At 63.3% G+C, this 22,016-nt stretch carries 17 protein-coding genes; 5 read left to right on the plus strand and 12 right to left on the minus strand.

Translation table 11 applies throughout. The features are described from left to right. Positions 1–6 precede the first annotated feature (6 nt). Both LB536_RS24505 and LB536_RS24510 read left to right on the plus strand, forming a co-directional pair. Positions 7–1,635 (plus strand): GMC family oxidoreductase, encoded by a 1,629-nt coding sequence (locus LB536_RS24505; RefSeq protein WP_140756081.1) that lies wholly within the window; start codon positions 7–9, stop codon positions 1,633–1,635. 10 nt (positions 1,636–1,645) lie between these two features. Then, positions 1,646–1,963, plus strand: a complete 318-nt coding sequence (locus LB536_RS24510) for a Dabb family protein (RefSeq protein ID WP_140756083.1) — start codon at positions 1,646–1,648, stop codon at positions 1,961–1,963. 309 nt (positions 1,964–2,272) lie between these two features. On the opposite strand, the gene LB536_RS24515 is transcribed toward LB536_RS24510, so the two are convergent. The 12 genes from LB536_RS24515 to LB536_RS24570 form a co-directional block, all read right to left on the minus strand. Next, positions 2,273–3,118, minus strand: coding sequence for an EamA family transporter (locus tag LB536_RS24515; protein ID WP_140756085.1), 846 nt, complete (start codon positions 3,116–3,118; stop codon positions 2,273–2,275). A 7-nt stretch (positions 3,119–3,125) separates the two neighbouring features. Beyond that, positions 3,126–4,034 (minus strand): endonuclease/exonuclease/phosphatase family protein, encoded by a 909-nt coding sequence (locus tag LB536_RS24520; protein ID WP_140756087.1) that lies wholly within the window; start codon positions 4,032–4,034, stop codon positions 3,126–3,128. 116 nt (positions 4,035–4,150) lie between these two features. After that, positions 4,151–5,701: a cation:proton antiporter gene (locus tag LB536_RS24525; RefSeq protein ID WP_224597132.1), complete on the minus strand. Its 1,551-nt coding sequence runs from the start codon at positions 5,699–5,701 to the stop codon at positions 4,151–4,153. Between the two features lie 155 nt (positions 5,702–5,856). Continuing rightward, positions 5,857–6,921: an ABC transporter ATP-binding protein gene (locus LB536_RS24530; RefSeq protein ID WP_140756091.1), complete on the minus strand. Its 1,065-nt coding sequence runs from the start codon at positions 6,919–6,921 to the stop codon at positions 5,857–5,859. A 15-nt stretch (positions 6,922–6,936) separates the two neighbouring features. Then, on the minus strand, positions 6,937–7,728 hold the full coding sequence (locus LB536_RS24535) for an ABC transporter permease (protein WP_140810601.1): 792 nt from the start codon (positions 7,726–7,728) through the stop codon (positions 6,937–6,939). Then, positions 7,725–8,639: an ABC transporter permease subunit gene (locus tag LB536_RS24540; RefSeq protein ID WP_318013496.1), complete on the minus strand. Its 915-nt coding sequence runs from the start codon at positions 8,637–8,639 to the stop codon at positions 7,725–7,727. Before LB536_RS24540 ends, LB536_RS24535 begins: the two co-directional genes overlap by 4 nt. A gap of 65 nt (positions 8,640–8,704) precedes the next feature. Beyond that, positions 8,705–9,811 (minus strand): ABC transporter substrate-binding protein, encoded by a 1,107-nt coding sequence (locus LB536_RS24545; RefSeq protein WP_140756097.1) that lies wholly within the window; start codon positions 9,809–9,811, stop codon positions 8,705–8,707. A gap of 242 nt (positions 9,812–10,053) precedes the next feature. Beyond that, complete coding sequence (locus tag LB536_RS24550; protein WP_140756099.1) at positions 10,054–11,226, minus strand: iron-containing alcohol dehydrogenase; 1,173 nt, start codon at positions 11,224–11,226, stop codon at positions 10,054–10,056. Positions 11,227–11,243: 17 nt separating this feature from the next. After that, the gene (locus LB536_RS24555; RefSeq protein WP_224597134.1) at positions 11,244–12,632 is read right to left on the minus strand and encodes an aldehyde dehydrogenase family protein; all 1,389 of its coding nucleotides are present in this window, start codon (positions 12,630–12,632) and stop codon (positions 11,244–11,246) included. Positions 12,633–12,713: 81 nt separating this feature from the next. Continuing rightward, entirely contained in the window at positions 12,714–14,084 is a 1,371-nt protein-coding gene (locus tag LB536_RS24560) for a glutamine synthetase family protein (RefSeq protein WP_140756103.1), read from the minus strand. An 88-nt stretch (positions 14,085–14,172) separates the two neighbouring features. Further along, a complete protein-coding gene (locus LB536_RS24565) occupies positions 14,173–15,729 on the minus strand; it encodes an amino acid permease (protein ID WP_224597136.1) in 1,557 nt (518 codons plus the stop codon). Positions 15,730–15,749: 20 nt separating this feature from the next. Further along, the gene (locus LB536_RS24570; RefSeq protein ID WP_224597138.1) at positions 15,750–16,568 is read right to left on the minus strand and encodes an N-formylglutamate amidohydrolase; all 819 of its coding nucleotides are present in this window, start codon (positions 16,566–16,568) and stop codon (positions 15,750–15,752) included. Positions 16,569–16,711: 143 nt separating this feature from the next. Between LB536_RS24570 and LB536_RS24575 the strand changes: the two genes are divergently transcribed. The 3 genes from LB536_RS24575 to LB536_RS24585 all read left to right on the plus strand — a co-directional run bounded on the left by LB536_RS24575 (position 16,712) and on the right by LB536_RS24585 (position 22,014). Continuing rightward, complete coding sequence (locus LB536_RS24575) at positions 16,712–17,539, plus strand: MurR/RpiR family transcriptional regulator (RefSeq protein WP_224597139.1); 828 nt, start codon at positions 16,712–16,714, stop codon at positions 17,537–17,539. 198 nt (positions 17,540–17,737) lie between these two features. Next, complete coding sequence (locus LB536_RS24580) at positions 17,738–18,886, plus strand: efflux RND transporter periplasmic adaptor subunit (protein ID WP_224597141.1); 1,149 nt, start codon at positions 17,738–17,740, stop codon at positions 18,884–18,886. Beyond that, positions 18,883–22,014 (plus strand): efflux RND transporter permease subunit, encoded by a 3,132-nt coding sequence (locus LB536_RS24585; RefSeq protein ID WP_224597143.1) that lies wholly within the window; start codon positions 18,883–18,885, stop codon positions 22,012–22,014. The genes LB536_RS24580 and LB536_RS24585 overlap by 4 nt, the downstream gene beginning before the upstream one ends. Positions 22,015–22,016: the final 2 nt, after the last annotated feature.

A 22,016-nucleotide genomic window follows, 5' to 3' on the forward strand; every position in this document is an offset into this window, starting at 1 on the left:
GAGACAATGACCGACTACATCATCGTGGGCGCCGGCCCGGCCGGCTGCGTGCTGGCCAACCGGCTGAGCGAGGATCCCTCCAATTCCGTGCTGCTGCTGGAAGCAGGCGGCAAGGACTGGCACCCACTGATCCACATGCCGGCGGGCTTCGCCAAGATGACCAAGGGCATCGCCTCCTGGGGCTGGTCGACCGTGCCGCAGAAGCACATGAAGGATCGCGTCTTCTGGTACACGCAGGCCAAGGTCGTCGGCGGCGGTTCGTCGATCAACGCGCAGATCTACACGCGCGGCAATGCGCGCGACTACGACGCCTGGGAGAAGGAGGAAGGGCTGACCGGGTGGAGCTACCGCGACGTCCTGCCCTATTTCAAGCGCGCCGAGAACAACCAGCGCTATGCCAACGATTTTCACGGCGACCAGGGCCCGCTCGGCGTCTCCAACCCGATTGCGCCGCTGCCGATCTGCGAAGCCTATTTCCGCGCCGGCCAGGAGATGGGCATTCCCTTCAACCCTGATTTCAACGGCGCCAGCCAGGAAGGCGTCGGCTACTACCAGCTGACCCAGAAAGACGCCCGGCGCTCCTCCGCTTCGGTCGCCTATTTGAAGCCGATCCGCGATCGCAAGAACCTGACCGTCAGGACCGATGTGCTGGTCACCCGCATCGTCGTCGAGAAGGGCCGTGCCATCGGCGTCGAGATCGTCGACAAGCCGGGCGGCCAGACAACAATCCTGCGCGCCGACCGCGAGGTGATCGTCTCGTCCGGCGCCATCGGCTCGCCGAAGCTGCTGATGCAGTCCGGCATCGGCCCGGCCGACCATCTAAAGTCGGTTGGAGTCACGCCCGTCCGCGACCTGCCCGGCGTCGGCTCCAACATGCAGGACCATCTCGACCTGTTCGTCATCGCCGAATGCACCGGCGATCACACCTACGACAATTATGCCAAGCTGCACCGCACCGCCTGGGCCGGCCTGCAATATCTGCTCTTGAAGAACGGACCGGTCGCCTCCAGCTTGTTCGAGACCGGCGGCTTCTGGTACGCCGATCCGACCGCCGCCTCGCCCGACATTCAGTTCCATCTGGGTCTCGGCTCCGGCATCGAGGCCGGCGTCGAGAAGCTGAAGAACCCGGGGGTCACCTTGAACTCGGCCTTCCTGCGCCCGCGCTCCCGCGGCACGGTACGCCTGAAAAGCGCTGATCCCGCCGACCATCCGCTGATCGACCCGAACTACTGGTCCGATCCCTATGACCGCGCCATGTCGCTGAAGGGGCTGCGGCTAGCGCGAGAGATCATGCGGCAGAAGGCACTTGTCCCCTACGTGCTGCGCGAGGTGCTGCCGGGTCCGTCGCTCGCCAGCGACGACGAGTTGATCGACTATGCCTGCCGCACGTCCAAGACCGACCACCACCCGGTCGGCACCTGCCGCATGGGCCATGACGAGATGGCGGTGGTGACGCCGGACCTCAGGCTGCGCGGGATAGAAGGCCTGCGCGTCTGCGACGCCTCGGTGATGCCGCGTGTGCCTTCTTCCAACACCAACGCGCCAACAATCATGGTTGGCGAAAAGGGCGCGGATCTGATCCTTGGCCGCGAGCCGCTGGCGCCGGCGGTATTTTCCGGCAATCGCGCTGCTTAGGGAGTGAAAAATGATCAGGCACTGTGTTTTCGCTAGATTTCGTAGCGATGTATCCCCGACCGAGCGCACGGCCATCCACGCCGACCTCGAGGCGTTGCGACAGGTGATCGAAGGCATGGAGACGGTTCATTTCAGCGTCAATGTCAGTCCGGAGCCGTTCGCGCGCGGGTTCAGCCATGGCTTCACCATCGACTTCCGCGATGCCGCGGCACGCGACGCCTATCTCGTGCATGAGGCGCATCAGCGTGCCGGCGCCCGGCTTGTCGCGGCCGTCGAAGGCGGCACGGACGGGCTGATGGTCTTCGATCTCGACCTTACGAAAACGTGAACCGCCGGCCTTTCGAAAGCCGGCTGACCGCTGTTCTCCTTTACCGGCGGGCCGACACAGTCTCCGCTGTCTCGAAGCACCGTTCCTGACTTTGGCGACCCGCTTCATGCGCGCGACCTTGCCCGGCGTCATCTACCAGGCCGGCAATCTCGCCGCGTCCTATGGCGGTCCGTATCAGGCGGGATCGCCGAAGCACCCGGAGGGAGCTATGGCTACGCGCTGGCGCTTTTTGCCGGCGTGGTCGCCGTCTGCATCATCGCTTCAGTCCGGAGCGGCGTGGCCAGGTGATGACCGTGCTGGGCTGAGAGATCAAGCCATCCTCAGCGCGATGACGCCCGCGACGATGCTGAGCGCGGCGGCACCGCGCCAGCCCGTCATCTTCTCGCCGAGCGCGTAGACCGAGATCATCATGGCGAACAGGATCGAGGTCTCGCGCAGTGACGCCACCGAGGCGATCGGCGCCTTGGTCATCGCCCACATCACGATCCAGTAGGCGGCGCCGGAAAGCACGCCGGTGAACAGCCCGGTCTTCCAGTCGCGCGCCAACACCGGCAGCGCCTTGGGCCCTCGGAAAACGAGGCACAGCACCAGCGCTCCGAGCGCATCGCAGATGAACAGCCAGGCGGCATAGCTTTGCGCGGTTGCCGCCAGCCGCGCGCCGCTGCCGTCGGACAGCGTGTAGCTGGCAATGAAGATCGACGTGCCCAACGCAAATGCGACCGCGCGCAGGTTCAGCTTCTCCAGATGCGCCCCGCCGCGAAACGACATCACCAGCGTTCCAGCCGACAACAGCAGGATGCCGACAATGGCGAGCGGCGCCGGCACCTCGGCGACCACGAACATGCCGCCAAGCGCGGCCAGCAGAGGTGCCGTACCGCGCGCCAACGGATAGGTCTGGGCGAAATCGCCGGCCTGGTAGGCGCCGATCAGAAAAGTGCGGTAGCCCATGTGGAAGATCACCGAAGCGGTGATGTAGGGCCAGACTTCCGCCTTGGGCACCTCGACGAAAGGCAGCACCACGAGGCCAGCGACCCCCATGCCGAACGTCATCAAAGTGATCGACAGGAAGCGGTCGAGATGCACCTTGACCAACGCGTTCCAGATCGCATGCATGGCGGCGGCGGCAAGCACCGCGAAGAAAACGAAAAGCGTCATATGGAGCTCATCGACCTCCCCAGCCGAAGGGCGTTTCAAGATCGATGTCGACCCGGACGGGGAAGTGATCGGACGCAAGCTCGCCGATGTCGGCGGTGACCGAGCGCACACGTCCGGCGAACATGCCACCGACAAAGCAATGGTCAAGCCGGCGCTTTGCCAGTCTGCCGTCTATGATCTTCTCATGCGTGTGAAAATCACCAGCCGGTTCAACCGCCATGGCGGCGGCATCGACGAAGCCGTCGAGATAGGCCGCCCCACGATGATAAGGCGTGCTACCGACGATGCGCCGATATTCGGCGCTGCCGGGTTCCATGTTGAAATCGCCCAGCCAGATCGCAGCCAGCGGGTTTTCCGGCTCGGCTTCCCCATGTGTCCAGTTACGCGAAGGTTCGTCATCCACGCCGCTCCATGGTCCCCCTTCCCGCGGCGCCCGGCGATGCGCGGCCAAGAGATAGTCGATCTGCTCCAACCGCTCTTCAGCCGCGATGTGCGCGAGATGCAGCGAAAGCACCCTGACCGGCCCGGCCGGTGTGCGGATCATGCATTCGAGCGCGGCATTGCGGGTGTTGAGCGGACGCAACGTGCGGCGCATCGGCAGCACGTGCAGCCGCGACCAGACGATCGGCAGCCTCGACAGGACCATGGTGCCGAATTGCCGGCGCCGGTTGACCAGATGGCCGTCCCGCCACTCGCTGGCGTCCATGTCGAAGGCGGGGCCATATACCCAGTGATAACCAGGCAAAAGGCGTGAAAGCAGTTCCGGCTGGTCGTCGAAATTGCTGCGCTGCCAGTGCCGCTCGACCTCCTGCAGGGCGATGATGTCGGCGCCCGCGACGAGGCGCGCCGCGCGCGAAAGATCGTAGCGCCCGTCGCCGCCGAAGCCGTACTGGATGTTGTAGCTGACCAGCTTCATTGCTTATCCGGCTCACTTCTCGGCATTGGCAGTAACGGTTCGGTCGATCGCTTGCAATGTGCAGGAAGACGGACGGGGCTTGGGCCAGCAGGGCAGAGGTCGAGACGCGGTATCTGCTAGTCGGTGGTCAGCGGTTGGAACCGGCCGGCGGGCGACGCCGCCAATTCCGCCCAGTCGATTTCTTCCTCCAGCCGGTGATAGGCTTCATCGCCGATCGTGCCGTTGCTGCGAAGTTCCTCCAGCGTGTCGCGCTGGCGGTTGATGGCGTAGAGCCGCAGCCGGTCGTATTCGGTCGCCGCCTGCGCATCCTCCGGGTTTTCCGCGATCTGCCGCTGAGCCTCGTACTGCTCGCGCACGACGGCCGCCGCGCCCGAGGTCTTACGGCTCAACACGTCAAGGGCGGCCTGCATGACTGCAACGCGCGCCTGAGCCACTTCGCGATCGATACTCGTGTCCCGTTCGAAGTTGAGTATCCGCAGCAAGGGCTTCAAGGTCATGCCTTGCAACACCAGTGTGCCCAGAACCACCGCAAAGGCGGCAAGCACGATCGGATCGCGGCCGGGGAAGCCCGCCGGCAGCGCAATGGCGACCACCAGCGTCACCAGCCCCCGCATGCCGCACCAGCCGACCAGCACGGCGCCGCGAAATGTCGGCGCGTCTCCCTGTTGGCCTTCGCCGTCGCGGGCGAACCATCGTATGATCGCAACGTAACTCGCCACCCAGACGAGGCGTGCCAGAATGACGACGACCAGCACGGTCGCGGCAAAGAGAAAGACTCCGCCCTGCCCGTCGCCGGAGAGCCGGCCGACGATCGACCGGGCCTGAAGGCCCATCAGCACGAAAGCCAGCACATTGAGCACGAACACCGCCGACTCCCAGACCGAATAGGTGCTGACGCGGCGTCTCGCCGACATGCGGCGCGGCGCGCTGCGCGCAATGGTGATGGCATAGACGACGATGGTGATGATGGCGGAAAGACCGAGCCTGTCGGCCAGGATCCACACCCCGAATGTCCCGGCGAACTGCACCACGGTGCTGCTTGCGGCGTCGTCGATCCGGGTAAGCGTCAGCAGCGAGACGCGGCCAAGCACATAACCCGCGACCAAACTGCCGATCGTGGACAGCAAGATCACCGGAATGGCGTTGCTCAGCATGATCGAACCGAGCGCGGCCGAAACCGCCAGCCGGTAGATCAGCAGCGCGGTGGCATCGTTGAGCAGGCTCTCGCCCTGCAGGATGGCGGTGAGGCGGTACGGCACCCTGAACTGGCCGAGCACGGCGCTCGCCGCCACCGCATCAGGCGGTGCGACGATGGCGCCAAGCGCGACCGCCGCCGCGACCGGCAGCCCGGCCATTTTCCAGCCGACGAAGGCAACGACCACGGTGGTGAAGACCACGGCGCCGAGCGCCAGCAGCACCAGCGACAGCCTGTAACGCTTCAGGTCACGCAGCGACATGTCATAGGCCGCATCGAGAAGCACCGGCGCGATGAACAGGGCAAGAGCCAGTTCCGGATCGATCTCGATCACCGGCGCACCGGGTACGAAGGCAATCGCGACGCCCGCCAGGGCCAGAAGGGAAGGATAGGGAATCTCCAGCCGCCGCGACAGCGCCGTCAGCGCGACGGCGGCCAAAAGCAGGACAAGCGTCAGTTCGAAAAGAGCCATGCGCTATCGTAGCGGCCGAATGAAACGATGGGCAGTGCCAAAGTCATGGCGTGAAACAACAGGATAACACCTCTGGCACGGGTTGTGTCGCCGCCGGCACGAGGAATCCGGAACGCTGGAGCACCCGTTGGGAGCGCCAACCGACGGTGGACTACCTAATGCAGCACCAGCATATCGCTCGACGAGAACGAAATCTCGGCCTTTTCACCGACCGCGGGTGGTGGCGTCGCCGGGCTGTTGAACGTGTCGAGCGACACCGTGTTGCCGCCGATGCCCACGCGAACACGGATCACCGAGCCGAGGAAGTGCACTTCGGAAATCTCGCCCGAAAGGCTGGAATCACGGCCGGGCTGGCGGCCGAGCGAAATTGCCTCGGGCCGCAGCGCCAGCGACAGCATGTCGCCGGACTTCGAGCCGTTGAGCTTGCCCTTGAGCGAGACTTCCTGCGTGTCGACCTGCACCGTGCCGGACGCGGCGTCGGTAACCTTGCCTTCGAGCACGTTGAGCGTGCCGACGAAATTGGCGACGAATTTGGTCGCCGGCCGGTTGTAGATCTCGAACGGTGTGCCGACCTGCTCGGCCTTGCCGCCATACATGACGGCGATGCGGTCGGAGATCGACAGCGCCTCTTCCTGGTCATGCGTGACGAAGATGGTGGTGATGCCGAGTTTCTTCTGGATTGAGCGGATTTCCTCGCGCAGCGACACGCGCACCTTGGCGTCGAGCGCCGACAGCGGCTCGTCCAGGAGCAACAGCTTGGGCTTTGGCGCGATGGCGCGCCCCAGCGCGATGCGCTGCTGCTGGCCCCCGGAGAGTTGGTAGGGATAGCGGTCGGCCATCTGCGGCAGCTTGATCATGTCGAGCATCTCGGCGACGCGGGCATCGATATCAGCCCTGGGCATGCCGGCGACCTTCAGGCCGAAGCCGATGTTCTGCGCCACCGTTAGGTTCGGGAATAGCGCATAGGCCTGGAACACCATGCCGACATTGCGCTGGTTGGGCTTCAACCGGGTGATGTCCTTGCCGGCTACGACGATCTTGCCGGCTGATGGCTCCTCGAAGCCGGCGACCATGCGCAGCACAGTGGTTTTGCCACAGCCGGACGGCCCAAGAAACGAGACGAATTCACCCGGCTCGACGTCGAGATTGAAATCCTCCACGACCGTGGTGGCGCCGAAGGATTTTCGGACGTGCTGGATGGAGAGGAATGGCTCGGCCATGGTTCTTTCTTTCGATCAATTCGGACGGTTGGCGGACTTCGGCGCAAACCGCGACAGGACCTGGATCAGCGACATGCACCCCCAGGTGATTACGAAGGCGATTATGGACAGCGCTGCCGGTTCATAGGCCCGGTTGGCAACCAGGTTCTGCAAATATGGACCGAAAGCGGGCCGATTGAGCAGACTTGCCATGGTGAACTCGCCGATGACGATCGCGAACGTCAGGAAGGCACCGGAGAGCACGGCGATCAACACGTTGGGAAGGATCACGCGGGTGACGATCGTACCCCAGCCGGCACCGAGTATCTGAGCCGCTTCCGTCAGCGTCCGCACGTCGATGGTCCGAAGTCCGGTGTCGACTGCCCTGTACATATAGGGCAGCGCCAGCGCCGCGTAGCCGATGACCAGCAGAGCATTTGTGGCCAAATTGTTTGACAGGAACGGCAGGGGCGAATTCGAGCCATACATCCTGATATAGCCGAAAACGATGACGATGGCCGGGATGACCAGCGGCAACAAGGTGATGAACTCGACCACCGGGCGAAGCTGGGGCAGACGCAGCCGGATCCAATAGGCCGTGGGCACAACGATCAGAACACCAAGAAGGATGGTGAAGACCGCCACGATCACCGAATACATGAAAGTTGTCTGGAACTGGCTATCGCCGAGCACGACCTTGTAGGCGTCGAAGGAATAGACGCCCCGACGCATGCGCAGCGAAAACTCGATCGTCGAGATGAGCGGTATGAAGAAATAGGCCGCGCCGAGGATGAAGACGACCCAGGCCCAGAATTTGCCAGCCTTCATTTGAGCCACCTTTCGGAACGGGTCCGGAACCAGATGTAGAAGATGTTGGCCAGCCCGGTGATGAAGATCATGCCGAACGCAATCGCATAGCCGAGGTGGGCATTGTGCAGCACGTCGCCGCGTATCTGCGCGTAGAGCAGGATGGGCACGATGTTGAGCGAAGAGCCCGTTAGCGCATAAGCGGTGGCGATGGCGCCGAAGGCATTGGCGAAAAGCAAGATCACGGTGCCCAGGAAACTCGGCCATAGCACGGGTATCACAACCATCCGCCAGTACTGCGACTGTGTGGCGCCGAGCGTCGCTGCGGCCTCACCCCATTCCTTCTTCAGCCCATCGATCGCCGGCACGATGATGACCACCATGAGAGGGATCTGGAAGTAGACATAGGTGAGCGTCAGCCCCCAGAACGACAGCAGGTTGAAACCATGCGCATAGAGGTTCAGCCCAACCAGTGTGTTGAGCAGAACGGTGACGAGCCCAAGGCGGCCAAGCGTGGCGATGAAAGCGAAGGCAAGCGGCACACCGGCGAAATTGGAAGCCACTCCGGAAAAGGTCAGTGTTGCCGACCGTATCCAGTTCGGCAGACCGCCGCGCACGATGGCAATCGCGATGGCAAGGCCTGCAAAGGCGCCGATCAGTGACGAGGCGAGGCTCACCTTGATCGATATCCAATAGGCGGCAACGATGTTCGCCTGCGATAGCGCGAAGATGTTTTCCAGCGTGAATTCGCCGGCATCGTTCTGAAATGCGCCGAGCATCAGGTAGAGCGTCGGCAAAATCAGGAACATGATGGTGAAAATGAAGAACGGCGTCACACCGAGCCACTGCGTCGGAAACCGCAAGGCGCGCGCTTCTCCTGGGGGCGCGGTCTTTCCCGCAATGGCCTGACTGGAAAGCGTAAGATCGGTCATGCGCCGGCTACCGTCTTCGAGGAAAGACCGGGCGGACACGTGGCCGCCCGGTGGATTTCAAGTTTTTACTTGACGTTGGCGCCGACGACAGCGTCCCAGTTCTTGGTGATGGCTTCCTTGGCCTTGCCCTGTTCGTCGAGCGTCGGGAACGCGGCGGCGGCATAGGATTCCGCCGGCGGCAGCTTGGCCAGCACATCAGCGGGGACCTTGCCGTTCTTGGCAAGATCGTTGAAGCGGATCGGGTGGCAATAGCCCTTCAGCCAGCCGATCTGGCCTTCGTCGGAATAGAGGTATTCCATCCACAGCTTGGCTGCATTCGGATGCGGCGCGAAAGCGCTGATCGCCTGCACGTAGACACCGGCGACGACGCCGGTCTTCGGCACGATGACGTCGACGGGCGGGTTGCCCTTCAGCGTGTCGCGGCCCGAAAGCGCGTTGTAGTCCCAGGTGACGAGGATCGGCGTCTGGCCCTGTGCGAGCGTCGCCGTCTTGCCGATGACCGGCACGAAATTGCCGGCGGCGTTGAGCTTCTTGAAGAAGTCGAGGCCAGCGGTGCCGGCGGCTTCACCAGCTGCCGCACCACCGGAAAGGCCCGCGGCGTAGACGGCCTGGATGGCCTGGTTCGAAGCGCGTGGATCACCGGCAAGGGCGACCGAGTTTGCGAATTCCGGCTTCAGCAGGTCGGCCCAGTCGGTCGGAGCTTCCTTGACCAGATCCTTGTTCACTTCGAAGGCGAGCACGCCGTAATAATCGCCATACCAGGCGCCGTCGGCATCCTTGGCGCTGTCCGGGATCGAGTCCCAGGTCGACACCTTGTAGGGCATCAACAGGCCATCGGCCTTGGCGGTCGGGCCGAACGAGAGGCCGACGTCGATGACATCAGGAGCCTGCGGGCCCTTATTGTCCTTGTTGGCCTTGATCGCCTCGACTTCGTCGCCGGAACCGGCGTCGGGGTTGAGTTCATTGACGGTGATTTCCGGATATTTCGCCTTGAAGCCGGCGATGACCTCGCCGTAACCACACCAGTCATGCGGCAAGGCGATCGTGGTGAGCTGGCCTTCGGCCTTCGCGGCCTTGATGAGATCGTCCATCGAAGCGGCGGACGAAATCACCGACGACACCATGAGGGTCGCGGCCGAAAGGGAAAGCACTTTCCCCGTGAGTTTGAACATGTGTTCTCTCCATTAAACTGACGCCGTTGGACGTCTGCGATGCGGTATCGTTTCCGTGTGACAGCCAGATGAAAGCTTTGTGAAACCGGCGCCTCGCAGCGTGAAAAGTTAACTCTTTTTAACGGGCTGTAGCAATTAGCCATCACTTTATTTTCCGGCTAATCATTAATCCGTCCTATATTGCCCCTTCCCCTTTCCTTTCCCTTCGTTTCCCAATCAACTTCCGCACCCCGGAACCGGCCTTAGACCGTCCCGGCGATAGCGTTTTCGAGCAGCGTCAGCGCGGCCTTCTTGGTCAGCTTGACCGGATTGCCGCCGGCCGTCGGATCGACCACCGCCATGTCGGCGATCAGCGCCTTGCGCTTCTTGTCCATGTCGAGCCCCTTGATCAGGCCCGGCAGCGCGTGCGGCACCTTCAATTCCTTGCGCAATTTGATGATCGCCTTGGCGAAGCCGTCGAACCCGCCCTTGATGCCGCAATAAGCGGCGAGCCTGGCAATACGCTCCTCGATGGAGTCCCGGTTGAAGGCCAGCACATAGGGCATGAACACCGCATTGGTCATGCCGTGATGGGTGTCGTAGAGCGCGCCGATAGGATGCGACAGCGAGTGGATGGCCCCCAGTCCCTTCTGGAAGGCGGCAGCGCCCATGGCGGCCGCGCTCATCATATGGGCGCGGGCGACAAGGTCCTTGCCGTTGGCATAAGCCTTCGGCAGGTTCTCGAACACCAGGCGCACGCCTTCCACGGCAATGCCGTCGGCCATCGGATGGTACCCTGGTGCACAATAGGCTTCGAGGCAATGGGCGAGCGCGTCCATGCCGGTACCGGCGGTGATGAAGCCCGGCATGCCGACCGACAGTTCCGGATCGGCAATGACGATCGCCGGCAAAAGTTTCGGGTGAAAGATCACCTTCTTGGTGTGCGTTGCCTCATTGGTGATGACACCGGCGCGACCGACCTCCGAGCCGGTGCCGGCCGTGGTCGGCACGGCGATGATCGGGGCAATGGCGTCGGAGTCGGCGCGCGTCCACCAGTCGCCGACATCCTCGAAATCCCACACCGGCCGCGTCTGGCCGGCCTGGAAGGCGATCAGCTTGCCGAGGTCGAGCGCCGAGCCGCCGCCGAAAGCGATGACGCCGTCATGTTTGCCCTTCTTGAACACCGCGATGCCGGCGGTGAGATTGGAGTCCACCGGGTTCGGCTTCACCTCGGAGAACACGCCATAGGGCACCTTCGCCTCATCCAGGATCTTCAGCGTCGAGGCGACCACCGGCAGTTTCGCCAATCCCGGATCGGTCACGAAAAGCGGCCGCTTGATGCCGGTGGCCGCGAGCACCTCCGGCAATTCCTTGATGCGCCCGGCGCCGAAGCGGACGGTGGTGGGATAGTTCCATTTGGAGATGAGCTTGGACATTGCTTGTCTTTCGAAAATTAGATGGCTTCACGCAGATGGAAGGATTTCGGCCGGGTCAGATTGTCGTAGCCGAGCGCCGACAGGGCAACGCCCTTGCCGGTGTCCTTGACGCCGGTCCAGACCAGCGCCGGATCGAGATAGTCGCAGCGGTTCATGAACACCGTGCCGGTCTCGACCCGGTCGCCGATCGCCACCGCATGCTCGGTGTCGCGCGTCCAGATCGAGGCTGTCAGTCCGTAAGGGCTGTCGTTCATCAGCGCGATCGCTTCCTCGTCGTTGCGCACCTTCATGATGCCGACGATCGGGCCAAAACTTTCCTCGCGCATGACACTCATCTGGTGGTCGACTCCCGTCAACACCTCCGGCGCCAGATAGGGGGAGCCGGCCTTGTCGTTAGCCACCTTCATATTGATGTGCGCCACCGCACCCTTGCGCAACGCCTCGGCCTTCTGCTCGCGGATCAGGTCGGCGAAACGCGCCTGCGCCATCGGCCCCATTGTCGTCGCCTGCTCCAGTGGATTGCCAACGACATAGTTTCTGGTCTCGGCGATGAAGCCTTCGACGAACTCGTCATAGACCTTCTCGTGCACATAGATGCGTTCGATGCCGCAGCAGCACTGGCCGGAATTGAAGAAGGCGCCGTCGACGAGGTTGGCGACCGCGTGATCCATCTTTGCGTCGGACAGCACGTAGGCCGGGTCCTTGCCGCCGAGTTCGAGGCCAAGCGTCATGAAGGTGCCGGCCGCCGCCTTTTCGATGGCACGGCCGCCGCCGACCGATCCGGTGAAATTGACATGGTCGATCTTGCCGGAACCCAGCAGTTTTTCGGTCTGGGCGTGGTTGAGAACCACATTCTGGAACACGCCCTTGGGCAGGCCGGCCTTGTCGAAGGCTTGGCTGAAGCGCTCGCCGACCAGCAATGTCTGCGCGGCGTGTTTCAGGATGACGGCGTTGCCGGCCATCAGCGCCGGCACGATGGTGTTCACGGCGGTGAGATAAGGATAGTTCCAAGGGGCGATCACCATGACCACGCCGAGCGGATCTTTCTTCACGTAGCGGCGGAACCCATCCTTGGGATTGGAGGCCGGCACGGGCTTGAGCGCCTGCTCGGCGATCTCGACCATATAGTTGGTACGTTCCTTGACGCCGCCGAACTCGCCGCCATAGCGAACCGGCCGCCCCATCTGCCAGGCAATCTCCGGCACGATCTCGTCGGTCATCGCGACCAGCGCTTCGAGCATCGCCAGCATGTACTTGCCGCGCTCGACGATCGGCGTCTGCGCCCACGTCTCCTGCGCCGCCTTGGCGCGCTCGACCGCGGCGTTGATCGCCTGGTCCGTCGCGATCGGACGCTCGGCGTAAATCGAGCCGTCGATCGGAGATTTTAACTTGACCGTTTCGGTCATTCGTTCAGTCCTCGCACTTCATGAAATCTTGATTGGCGCCGCCGCCTTCGAGCGATGGCCGTAGGGCAGCGGTGGCTTGGTTTAATATCGCTCGAACCCTCTGTGCAGTTCCCAATCCGTGATCCGGCGGTCGTATTCGAACTGTTCCCACTTCGCCGTGTGGACATAGTGCTCGAGCACATCCTCGCCGAGCGCCTGTTTCAGCATCTTCGACTTGGCCAGCGTCTCGGTGGCATCGCGCAGCGTCTTTGGAATCTCCGGCAAACGAGAGGCCTGATAGGCATCGCCGACGAAGGGTTTCTGCAGCTCGAGCTTTTCATCGATGCCGGCTAGGCCGGCCGCGATCAGCGCGGCAAAGGCAAGATACGGATTGAGGTCGGCGCCGCCGATGCGGCATTCCATGCGGATGCCCTTGGTGCCCTCACCGCACAGGCGGAAACCGGCGGTACGGTTGTCCTCGCTCCACATGATCTTGGTCGGCGCGAAGGTGCCGGCCTGGAAGCGCTTGTAGGAGTTGATGTAGGGCGCCAGGAACCAGGTGAACTCCTTGGCGTATTTCAACTGCCCGGCCGCCCATTGCTGACCGAGCGTCGACAAGGTCCAATCTGCCTTTTTGTCGAAGAACAGCGGCGTCTTGCCGTCGGCGCTCCACAGCGAATTGTGGATGTGGCTGGAATTGCCGGCGAGCCCGTAATTGTATTTGGACATGAAAGAGATCGCTTTGCCTTCGGACTCGGCGATTTCCTTGGCGCCGTTCTTCAGGATGACGTGGCGGTCGGCCATGTCGAGCGCTTCGGCATAGCGCACATTGATCTCTTCCTGGCCCGGGCCCCACTCGCCCTTGGAATTCTCGATCGGGATTCCCGCCGCTTCCATCTCGTTGCGAAGCCGGCGCATGACGCCTTCTTCCTTGGTGGTGATGCCGATCTGGTAGTCGCCGATATAGGGCGATGCGGTGTCGAGACCTTGCCAGTGCTTCTTGCGGGCGGAATCGTAGGTCTCGTTAAACAGATAGAATTCGAGCTCGGAAGCGAAATAGCCGATGTAGCCACGCTCCGTCAGCCGCTTGACCTGCTTCTTCAGGATGGCGCGCGGTGAGTGCGGCAGGTCGTCATGGGTATGGTGGTCGAGCACGTCGCAGATCACCAGCGCGGTCTTTTCCAGCCAGGGAATGCGCCGCAGCGTCGCGAGGTCCGGCTTCATGACGAAATCGCCATAGCCCTTCGACCAGCTTGCCGCCTTGTAGCCCGGCACCGGTTCCATATCGATGTCGGCCGCGAGCAGGTAGTTGCAGCCATGCGTCTCGTCGTGCGCGGAATCGACGAAGTACTGCGCCAGGAACCGTTTTCCCGCCAGCCGGCCCTGCATGTCGACAATGCATGCCAGCACCGTGTCGATCTCGCCATTGGAGACCGCTTTCTTCAACTGATCGAACGAGAAATTTCCGGCCATTCCTTTGGCACTCCAGTGCTTGGTCGTTGAAAGGGAGAAACGAAAACCATGGCCGGCACGGTGCCGGCCATGGCCATGAGGGCGGATGTCAGCGGCCGGTTTCGCCGACCGCCTGTTCGGCTGCCTTGATCGCTGCCTGACGCGCAGCGATGATGTCGCCGAGCGGCGGGCCTTGGAAGCGGTTGCGCTCGAAGGCGAACCAGACGATCGCCGTCAGGATGAAGAAGCCGACCGTGATGTAGAGCGCCCAGTCGTTCGGCGGCTGGACGCCGATGATGAAGATCAGGATCATCGACACGATCGACAGGAAGCCGAACAGCATGAACACGCCGCGCCCCATGTTCCACGGCCCCATCTTGTCCCACTTCGGTGTGCCCCAGGCCAGCATGCCGAGCACGATCGGCACGATAAAGGACAGGAACAGGAAGATGACGGTGCACGACACGACGATGGTGTAGGCCGAGGTGCCGGCGACCGAAACCAGCGTCGAGCCCCAGACGAACAGAACCGACAGGATCGACGCCGTCCAGATCGCCGCCACCGGGGTGCGATAGGTCGGGCTGACCTTGGCGAGTGCCGCCGAGCCAGGCAGTCCGCCGTCACGTGAGAAGGCAAAGATCATGCGCGAGGCCGACGTGACGGTGGCGAGGCCGCACAGAAGCTGCGCGGTGAACACGACAAGGTAGACGAACTCCTTGATGCCGGGGCTGACGCGCTGGTCGAAGGCCCAGAAGAACACGTTCCAGCCCTGCTTGGCGGCGTCGTCCATGTTCGGGATCATCAGCACGAAGGCGGCGAGGAACAGATAGCCGAACAGGGTCGACCAGATAACCGACATCACCATGGCGCGCGGAACCGACGAAGCCGCCTTGATGGTTTCCTCGGAGGTGTGCGCCGAAGCGTCGTAGCCGGTGATCGTGTAGATCGGCAGCAAGAGCCCGAGCGCGAACACCCAAGCGTTCGAAACCTGCGGCCAGACGCCGCCGCCGGCATCGCCGGAGTAATTGTGGAACGTAAACAGCCGGCTGAAATCCCAATGTTCCGCCGAGATCAGGCAGACCACCGCGATGAGGATGGCGCCAAAGAAGATCAGATAGCCCGAGAAGTCAGTCAGCTTCGCCGTCAGCTTGATGCCGAGATGGTTGATCAGGGCCTGGGCACCGGTGATGATGATCAGGAAGATCATCTGGTTGGTCAGCGTGCCCTCGATGCCAAGCGCGGGCCCGAAGGCGCCGACGAAGAACGTCCAGGTGCCGACATTGATGGCACCGAGCACGGTGATCAGGCCGAGCAGGTTGAGCCAGGCCGTCACCCAGCCGGTGCCGCGATTGCCGAGAATCGAGCCCCAGTGATAAAGGCCGCCGGCGGTCGGATAGGCCGAGCTGATCTGCGACATGGCGACGGCGAAGGTCAGCGAGATAAAACAGCCGACTAACCAGCCGATGCCGATGCCGATGCCGCCGGCACCTGAGGTACCTTGCGCCAGCGAATTGATGCCGCCCGACAGGATGCAGATAATGGAGAAGGAAACCGCGAAATTCGAAAAACGGCTGAGGCGCCGCTCCAGTTCCTGGGCGTAGCCCATACTGTGGAGGGCCTTTACGTCCTCCGCCTTGTCAACGTCTGTATAACCCGATGCTGTCATTGGAAGTCCCCTGTTGGTTCTTAGCTGGCCGATTGAACTGACTTTCCGACTGCGCTTCGTCGAGAGCCCTTGGCCTCCTCTGGCTCCAGATTCAAAAAAATGCCCGTAAGCAGATCCGCCCATTTCCGCTGCCCGGTTTCACCGGAGATTTCATCGTTGCGGATCTCGATCATCGCACAGGGCAAGCCACGCGAACGCGCATGCCGTTCCAGCGTGAAATAGACGCGGTCGGCAGGCGAATAGGGTTCGTTGACCCCGACCGCAACCCCGGCCAACCGCCTCAGCGCGCCGATCAGCGGCGCCGCCAGGCGGCGATCCTCGTCATGGATGATGCCGATATGCCACGGCCGGTTGCGGCCCTTGTAGACCGGCGTGAAGGAATGCACGGAAACCAGCCGGGTCTCTTGCCCGCGCGCCAACCGTTCCTCGACGATGCGCTCGATGGTGCTGTGAAATGGCTGCCATGACAGAGCGACCCGCGCCGCGCGCTGCCTTTCGGACAGGCCGGTATTGCCCGGTATTGCCGTGCTTTCGCTGACCGGCGGCACCAGATCCGGCGCGTCGAGCGGCCGATTGCAGTCGATGACCAGCCGCGAAATGCGAGTTTCGACCAGCGTGGCATCGAGCGCCTGCGCCATGCGCAGCGCCACCGGCAGCGCGCCGGGATCCCAGGCGATGTGACGCGACAGGTCCTCGGCGGCAAGGCCGAGCGTGCCGAATTCGGCCGGCAGGAAATTGGAAGCGTGGTCGCAGGTCAACACGAAAGGGCACGATCCGCCGGGGTTCGTCACCCGCGCGGTATCAGACGATGCAAGGCTGGCGGGCCGTGCTTTCTCCATAGTCTGCAGTCCCCGGGGAGCGCTGTATCGTATGTTACGTATTTTGCCTCATTGCGTCCCTATGGATGATTTCATACAGTTTGCTTGGCTTTGTCAAATGCGATCTGAGGAAAAGACCGTCTGCGGGCCAAGGTGGGGAAAAGATGATTTCCAACATTGCCGAATTGATCGCCGACCGTATCGGCGCGATGCCTGCTGGCGAACGACGCGCGGCGCAGACTCTGATCGCGAGCTATCCCATGATCGGCCTGAAGACGGTGGCCGAATTCTCGGCCGCGGCCGGCGTCTCCTCGCCGACGATCCTGCGTTTTGTCGCCCGGCTCGGCTTCCAGAACTACCCGGAGTTCCAGTCGAGCCTGCAGGACGAACTGGCGGCGCAACTGCAGTCTCCGGCGATACGAACACTCAACCCGCCTTCGCCCAGCGGCGGCATGGCGTCTCCGATGCTGGAGGCGACGCTCGACAATATGCGAGAGACCTTCCGCCATCTGTCCGACAAGCAGCTTGCCGACATTGCCACCAGGCTGGCCGAGCGGCGCGGCAAGACCTTTCTCATCGGCGGCCGCTTCACCGATCCGCTGGCGCGCTACATGGCCGCCCATCTGGCCGTCATCCAGCCCGACGTCTTTCACCTCGCCGGCCAGGAGAGCATGTGGCGCGACAGGCTGATCGACATGGGCAAGCGCGACGTGCTGGTGATCTTCGACATCAGGCGCTACCAGGATAGCCTCGTCCGCTTCGCCGAGAAGGCGCATCAGCGCGGCGCTCAGATCGTGCTCTTCACCGACCAGTGGCTGTCGCCGATCGCCCGCTTTGCCCGCCATGTCATCGCCGGACGAACCGCCGTGCCCTCCGCATGGGATTCCTCGGCGGCGCTTTTCGTCGTCGCCGAAACGCTGATCGGCGCCGTCACAAGACAACTCGAGGCCGACGGCGCCCGGCGCATCCGCGAGATGGAAGGCCTGCGATAAGCAGATTCCCCGGCCATCGCATCAGTTCCGCTACAGCGTCCCGAATTCACGTTACCGAGATTTAATGTGCACGATTGCGTGATAATTGCCATAAACCGATGATAATCGGGCGCGGCCGGTTGTTGCCGCCAGCCCGCATCGTCGCTGCATCCGCTTCCACCTGGAACCCAGCGGACGATTGTTGCCGCTGGGGTATCGATGTCGAGCTGGAAACAGATTGTTCTTGCATTTGTGATCGTGGTCGCCGCCGTGGCTGCGTGGGCGCGTTTCTACCCCGGCGCTCCTGAAGTGCTGGCACGCTGGGACTGGGCGTATGGCGCGATGCCTCCAGCGAAGGACACCGCGGCGGCTGGCGCCCGGCAGACGGGGCGCACCCAGATTGCCACTATCGTCGCGTCGCCAGCCAGAACGGCGACCATCAATGATCGCCTGCAGGCGATCGGCACCGGCCGTGCCAACGCCTCGGTGACCGTCAATCCCTACAGTTCCGGCCGCCTTGCCGAGTTGCTGGTCGAATCCGGCAGCCGTGTCGACAAGGGGCAGATCATCGCGACGCTCGATTCCGAGACGGAGATCATCGCCCAGAACCGGGCCAAGCTCGCCTTGCAGGACGCGCAAGCCAAGCTCGACCGCGTCAAGTCGCTGCGCGCCTCCAACGCCGCCACGCCGGTCGCGGTGGCCGATGCCGAAGTGGTGCTGGCCGGAGCCAAGCTGGCGCTTCAGGATGCCGAGCTTGCGCTGCGGCGCCGCTCGATCCTGGCGCCGATCGCCGGCACCGTCGGCATCCTGCCGATCTCGGCCGGCAACTACGTGACCAACCAGTCGGCGATCGCCACGCTTGATGACCGGTCCTCCATCCTGGTCGATTTCCAGGTGCCCGAGCGCTTCGCCGCCGCCGTCAAGGTCGGCGCGCAATTGACGGCGACGCCGATTGCCAATCCGAGCAACGCCTATACCGGCACGGTTTCCGCCATCGACAACCACATCGACGAAAAGAGCCGCACCCTGCTGGTCAAGGCCAAGATCGCCAACCCGGCCGATTCGCTGCGCGCCGGCATGTCGTTCGGAATCACCGTGAAGTTCCCCGGCGAGACCTATCCCGCCGTCAGCCCGCTGGCGATCCTGTGGGGATCGGACGGCGCCTATGTCTGGCGGATTGAGGACGGCAAGGCCAGGCGGTTGCCGGTTCGCATCATCCAGCGCAACACCGAAACCGTGCTGATCGACGCGGAGATCGGCAGCGGCGACATGGTGGTCACCGAAGGCACCCAAAGTGTCAGCGAAGGCGGCGAGGTTCGCATCGCTGGCCAGGAGCAACGCACCGTCGACGCCGCGGAAGGCTCATGACCGGCACCGTCAACGCCGCCAGCGATACAGGCTTCACCGCGCTGTTCATCCGCCGGCCGGTCATGGCCTTCGTGCTGAACACCCTCATTGCCGTTGCCGGCCTCGCTGCCTTCTACGGTGTCGAGGTCCGCGAACTGCCCGACGTCGACCGCGCCGTCGTCACGGTCTCCACCACCTTCGAAGGGGCCGCGGCCGAAACCGTCGACCGCGAATTGACCGACACGATCGAGGGCGCGGTAGCCCGCGTCTCCGGCGTCAAGTCGATCTCGTCTTCCTCTTCCTTCGGCTCGAGCCGCGTCACCATCGAGTTCAACGACGGTGTCGATCTCAACGTCGCCACCTCGGACGTCCGTGACGCGGTCGGCCGCGTCGCCAACCAGATGCCGGACACGGCCGATCCGCCACGCATCGTCAAGGCCGACGCCAATTCCGACGCGGTGATGCGGCTGGCGGTGACCTCCGACAGCATGTCGATCCAGGACATGACGGTCGTGGTCCAGGACCAGATCGAGGACGAGCTGGCAGCCGTGCCCGGCGTCGCCGACGTCCAGGTCTATGGCGATCGCGACAAGATCTTCCGCATCGACGTCGATCAGAACAAGCTCGCCAGCCTTGGCTTCACGGTCGCCGATCTCCGGGCGGCGCTCGCCTCCGTCGCCTTCGATTCCCCGGCCGGGTCGATCACCACGACCAACCAGGATCTGATCGTGCGCACCACGGCCGACGTGACGACGCCCGAGGAATTCGAAAACATCATCATCGGCGGCACGACGCGCATCCGCGATGTCGCGACCGTCACGCTCGGCCCCGATGTCGGCCAGACGACGCTGCGTTCGGACGGCAAGACCGGCATTGGCATCGGCATCATCCGCCAGGCGGAATCGAACACGCTGGACATTTCGACCGGCGTCCAGGCCGCCGTCGCCAAGCTGCAGGAGAACCTACCCAAGGGCATGGCGATCAAGATCACCAGCGACGACGCGGTCTTCGTCAAGGGTGCGGTGCACGAGGTTGAGATCGCGCTCGGCCTATCGGTCACCATGGTGCTGATCGTCATCTATGTCTTCCTGCTCGACTGGCGCGCCACGCTTATCCCCGGCCTGTCGATGCCGGTCGCCATGATCGGCACCATAGCCGCAATCTATCTGGCCGGCTTCTCCGTCAACATCCTGACGCTGCTTGCCTTGGTGCTGGCCACAGGCCTTGTCGTCGATGACGCCATCGTGGTGCTGGAAAACATCGTGCGACGGCGTAACGAAGGCATGGGCCCGCGCGCCGCCGCCGTGCTCGGGGCGCAGGAAGTGTTCTTCGCCGTCGTTGCCACGACGCTGACTCTGGTCGCCGTCTTCGTGCCGATTTCGTTCCTGCCCGGCCAGACCGGCGGCCTGTTCCGCGAATTCGGCTTCGTGCTGGCGATGTCTGTGCTCTTGTCCTGCGTGGTCGCTCTGACGCTATGCCCCATGCTTGCCTCGCGCATGCTGTCCAGCGCTTCTCTCCATCATGAGGGCGGCAACGGCATCGGCTCGCGCATCGGTGGCTTGCTGAACGCTGCCTACCGGCGCAGCCTGCACATCTGCCTCGATGCGCCGTGGATCGTGGTGCTGGTGGCACTTTTGTTTGCCGGCACCGCTTTCACGCTGTTCGGCACAATCCGCCAGGAGATCACGCCGACTGAGGACCGCGCCGTGGTGCTGCTGCGCATCAACGCCCCGCAAGGCGTCAGCCTCGACTACACGACCCAGCAGATGCAAAAGATCGAGAAGCTGATCCAGCCGCTGCGCGATTCCGGTGAGATCATCAGCACCTTCGAGAGCGCCGGCAGGAACGGCGCCTACAACTCAGGCTTCATGGTGATGACGCTGGCGCCCTGGGACGAGCGCGTCCGCAGCCAGCAGCAGATCATGGCCGAGATCAGCCAGTTGACCAAGCAGGTACCAAGCGTGCGCATCTTCCCGGTGCAACCCAACAGCCTCGGCATCCGTGGCGCCGGCAACGGTCTCCAATTCGCGCTGGTCGGCAACGACCGCAAGGCGCTCGGCGAGGCAGCGGTGAAAATCATCGACGAGATGCAGAAGGACCCGCGCTTCCAGTCGCCGCGCCTGTCCATCGACCCGACGCAGCCGCAGCTCTCCGTCGCCATCGACCGTGAGCGCGCCTCCGATCTCGGCATCGACATATCAGGGCTCGCCAACACCTTGCAGGCGATGCTCGACGGCAACGACGTCGTCGATGTCTACATCGCCGACCGCAGCTACGGCGTGAAGCTGGTCTCGACCACCAATCCGATCAACGACCCGACCGATCTGGAAAATGTCTTCCTCAAGACGGCGGATGGCCGCTTCGTGCCGATGTCGACCATTGCCACGCTGACCGAGCGCGCCGTGCCGCCGTCGCTGTCGCGCGAACAGCAGCAGCCTTCGGTGGCAATCACCTCGAACCTCTCAGGCAATTTCGCGCTCGGCGATGCGCTGGCGCGCGCGCAGGAGATCGCCGCGCCGCTTCTGCCACCCGGCAGCCGCATCCTGCCGCTGGCCGAAGCCGCGACTTTGGGCGAGACCAACAGTGCCATGGTCACCATCTTCGGCTTCGCGCTGGTCATCATTCTTTTGGTGCTGGCCGCCCAGTTCGAGAGTTTCGTCAGTGCCGTCATCATCATGGCGACGGTGCCGCTCGGCCTTGCCTGCGCCATCTTCGCGCTGCTGCTGTCCGGCACCAGCCTCAACGCCTACAGCCAGATCGGCCTGGTGCTTCTGGTCGGCGTCATGGCCAAGAACGGCATCCTGATCGTCGAATTCGCCAACCAGTTGCGCGACCGCGGCCTGGGCGTTCGCGAAGCGATCGAGCAGGCCTCCACCATCCGCCTGCGGCCGGTGATGATGACGATGATCTGCACAATCCTCGGCGGTGTGCCGCTTGTGCTGGCCGCCGGCGCGGGCGCCGAGGCACGCGTGGCGCTCGGCTGGGTCATCGTCGGCGGGCTTGGCCTGGCCACCGTCTCGACGCTGTTCCTGACGCCGGTCGCCTATCTCCTGCTTGGTCGCTTCGTCACGCCCAAGACCCATGAGGAAGCACGGCTGAAGCGCGAACTCGAGCAAGCCGCCTACACCAATGTGGAACCCGCGGAATAGAT

It is taken from the genome of Mesorhizobium sp. ES1-3 (assembly GCF_020164795.1).
Taxonomy (GTDB): domain Bacteria; phylum Pseudomonadota; class Alphaproteobacteria; order Rhizobiales; family Rhizobiaceae; genus Mesorhizobium.

Coding starts and splice junctions, on each gene's coding strand:
- LB536_RS24560 (WP_140756103.1), bottom strand. CDS start 14,084: ATGGCCGGAAATTTCTCGTTCGATCAGTTGAAGAAAGCGGTCTCCAAT.
- LB536_RS24585 (WP_224597143.1), top strand. CDS start 18,883: ATGACCGGCACCGTCAACGCCGCCAGCGATACAGGCTTCACCGCGCTG.
- LB536_RS24540 (WP_318013496.1), bottom strand. CDS start 8,639: ATGACCGATCTTACGCTTTCCAGTCAGGCCATTGCGGGAAAGACCGCG.
- LB536_RS24505 (WP_140756081.1), top strand. CDS start 7: ATGACCGACTACATCATCGTGGGCGCCGGCCCGGCCGGCTGCGTGCTG.
- LB536_RS24525 (WP_224597132.1), bottom strand. CDS start 5,701: ATGGCTCTTTTCGAACTGACGCTTGTCCTGCTTTTGGCCGCCGTCGCG.
- LB536_RS24580 (WP_224597141.1), top strand. CDS start 17,738: ATGTCGAGCTGGAAACAGATTGTTCTTGCATTTGTGATCGTGGTCGCC.
- LB536_RS24515 (WP_140756085.1), bottom strand. CDS start 3,118: ATGACGCTTTTCGTTTTCTTCGCGGTGCTTGCCGCCGCCGCCATGCAT.
- LB536_RS24575 (WP_224597139.1), top strand. CDS start 16,712: ATGATTTCCAACATTGCCGAATTGATCGCCGACCGTATCGGCGCGATG.
- LB536_RS24530 (WP_140756091.1), bottom strand. CDS start 6,921: ATGGCCGAGCCATTCCTCTCCATCCAGCACGTCCGAAAATCCTTCGGC.
- LB536_RS24535 (WP_140810601.1), bottom strand. CDS start 7,728: ATGAAGGCTGGCAAATTCTGGGCCTGGGTCGTCTTCATCCTCGGCGCG.
- LB536_RS24550 (WP_140756099.1), bottom strand. CDS start 11,226: ATGTCCAAGCTCATCTCCAAATGGAACTATCCCACCACCGTCCGCTTC.
- LB536_RS24545 (WP_140756097.1), bottom strand. CDS start 9,811: ATGTTCAAACTCACGGGGAAAGTGCTTTCCCTTTCGGCCGCGACCCTC.
- LB536_RS24565 (WP_224597136.1), bottom strand. CDS start 15,729: ATGACAGCATCGGGTTATACAGACGTTGACAAGGCGGAGGACGTAAAG.
- LB536_RS24570 (WP_224597138.1), bottom strand. CDS start 16,568: ATGGAGAAAGCACGGCCCGCCAGCCTTGCATCGTCTGATACCGCGCGG.
- LB536_RS24520 (WP_140756087.1), bottom strand. CDS start 4,034: ATGAAGCTGGTCAGCTACAACATCCAGTACGGCTTCGGCGGCGACGGG.
- LB536_RS24510 (WP_140756083.1), top strand. CDS start 1,646: ATGATCAGGCACTGTGTTTTCGCTAGATTTCGTAGCGATGTATCCCCG.
- LB536_RS24555 (WP_224597134.1), bottom strand. CDS start 12,632: ATGACCGAAACGGTCAAGTTAAAATCTCCGATCGACGGCTCGATTTAC.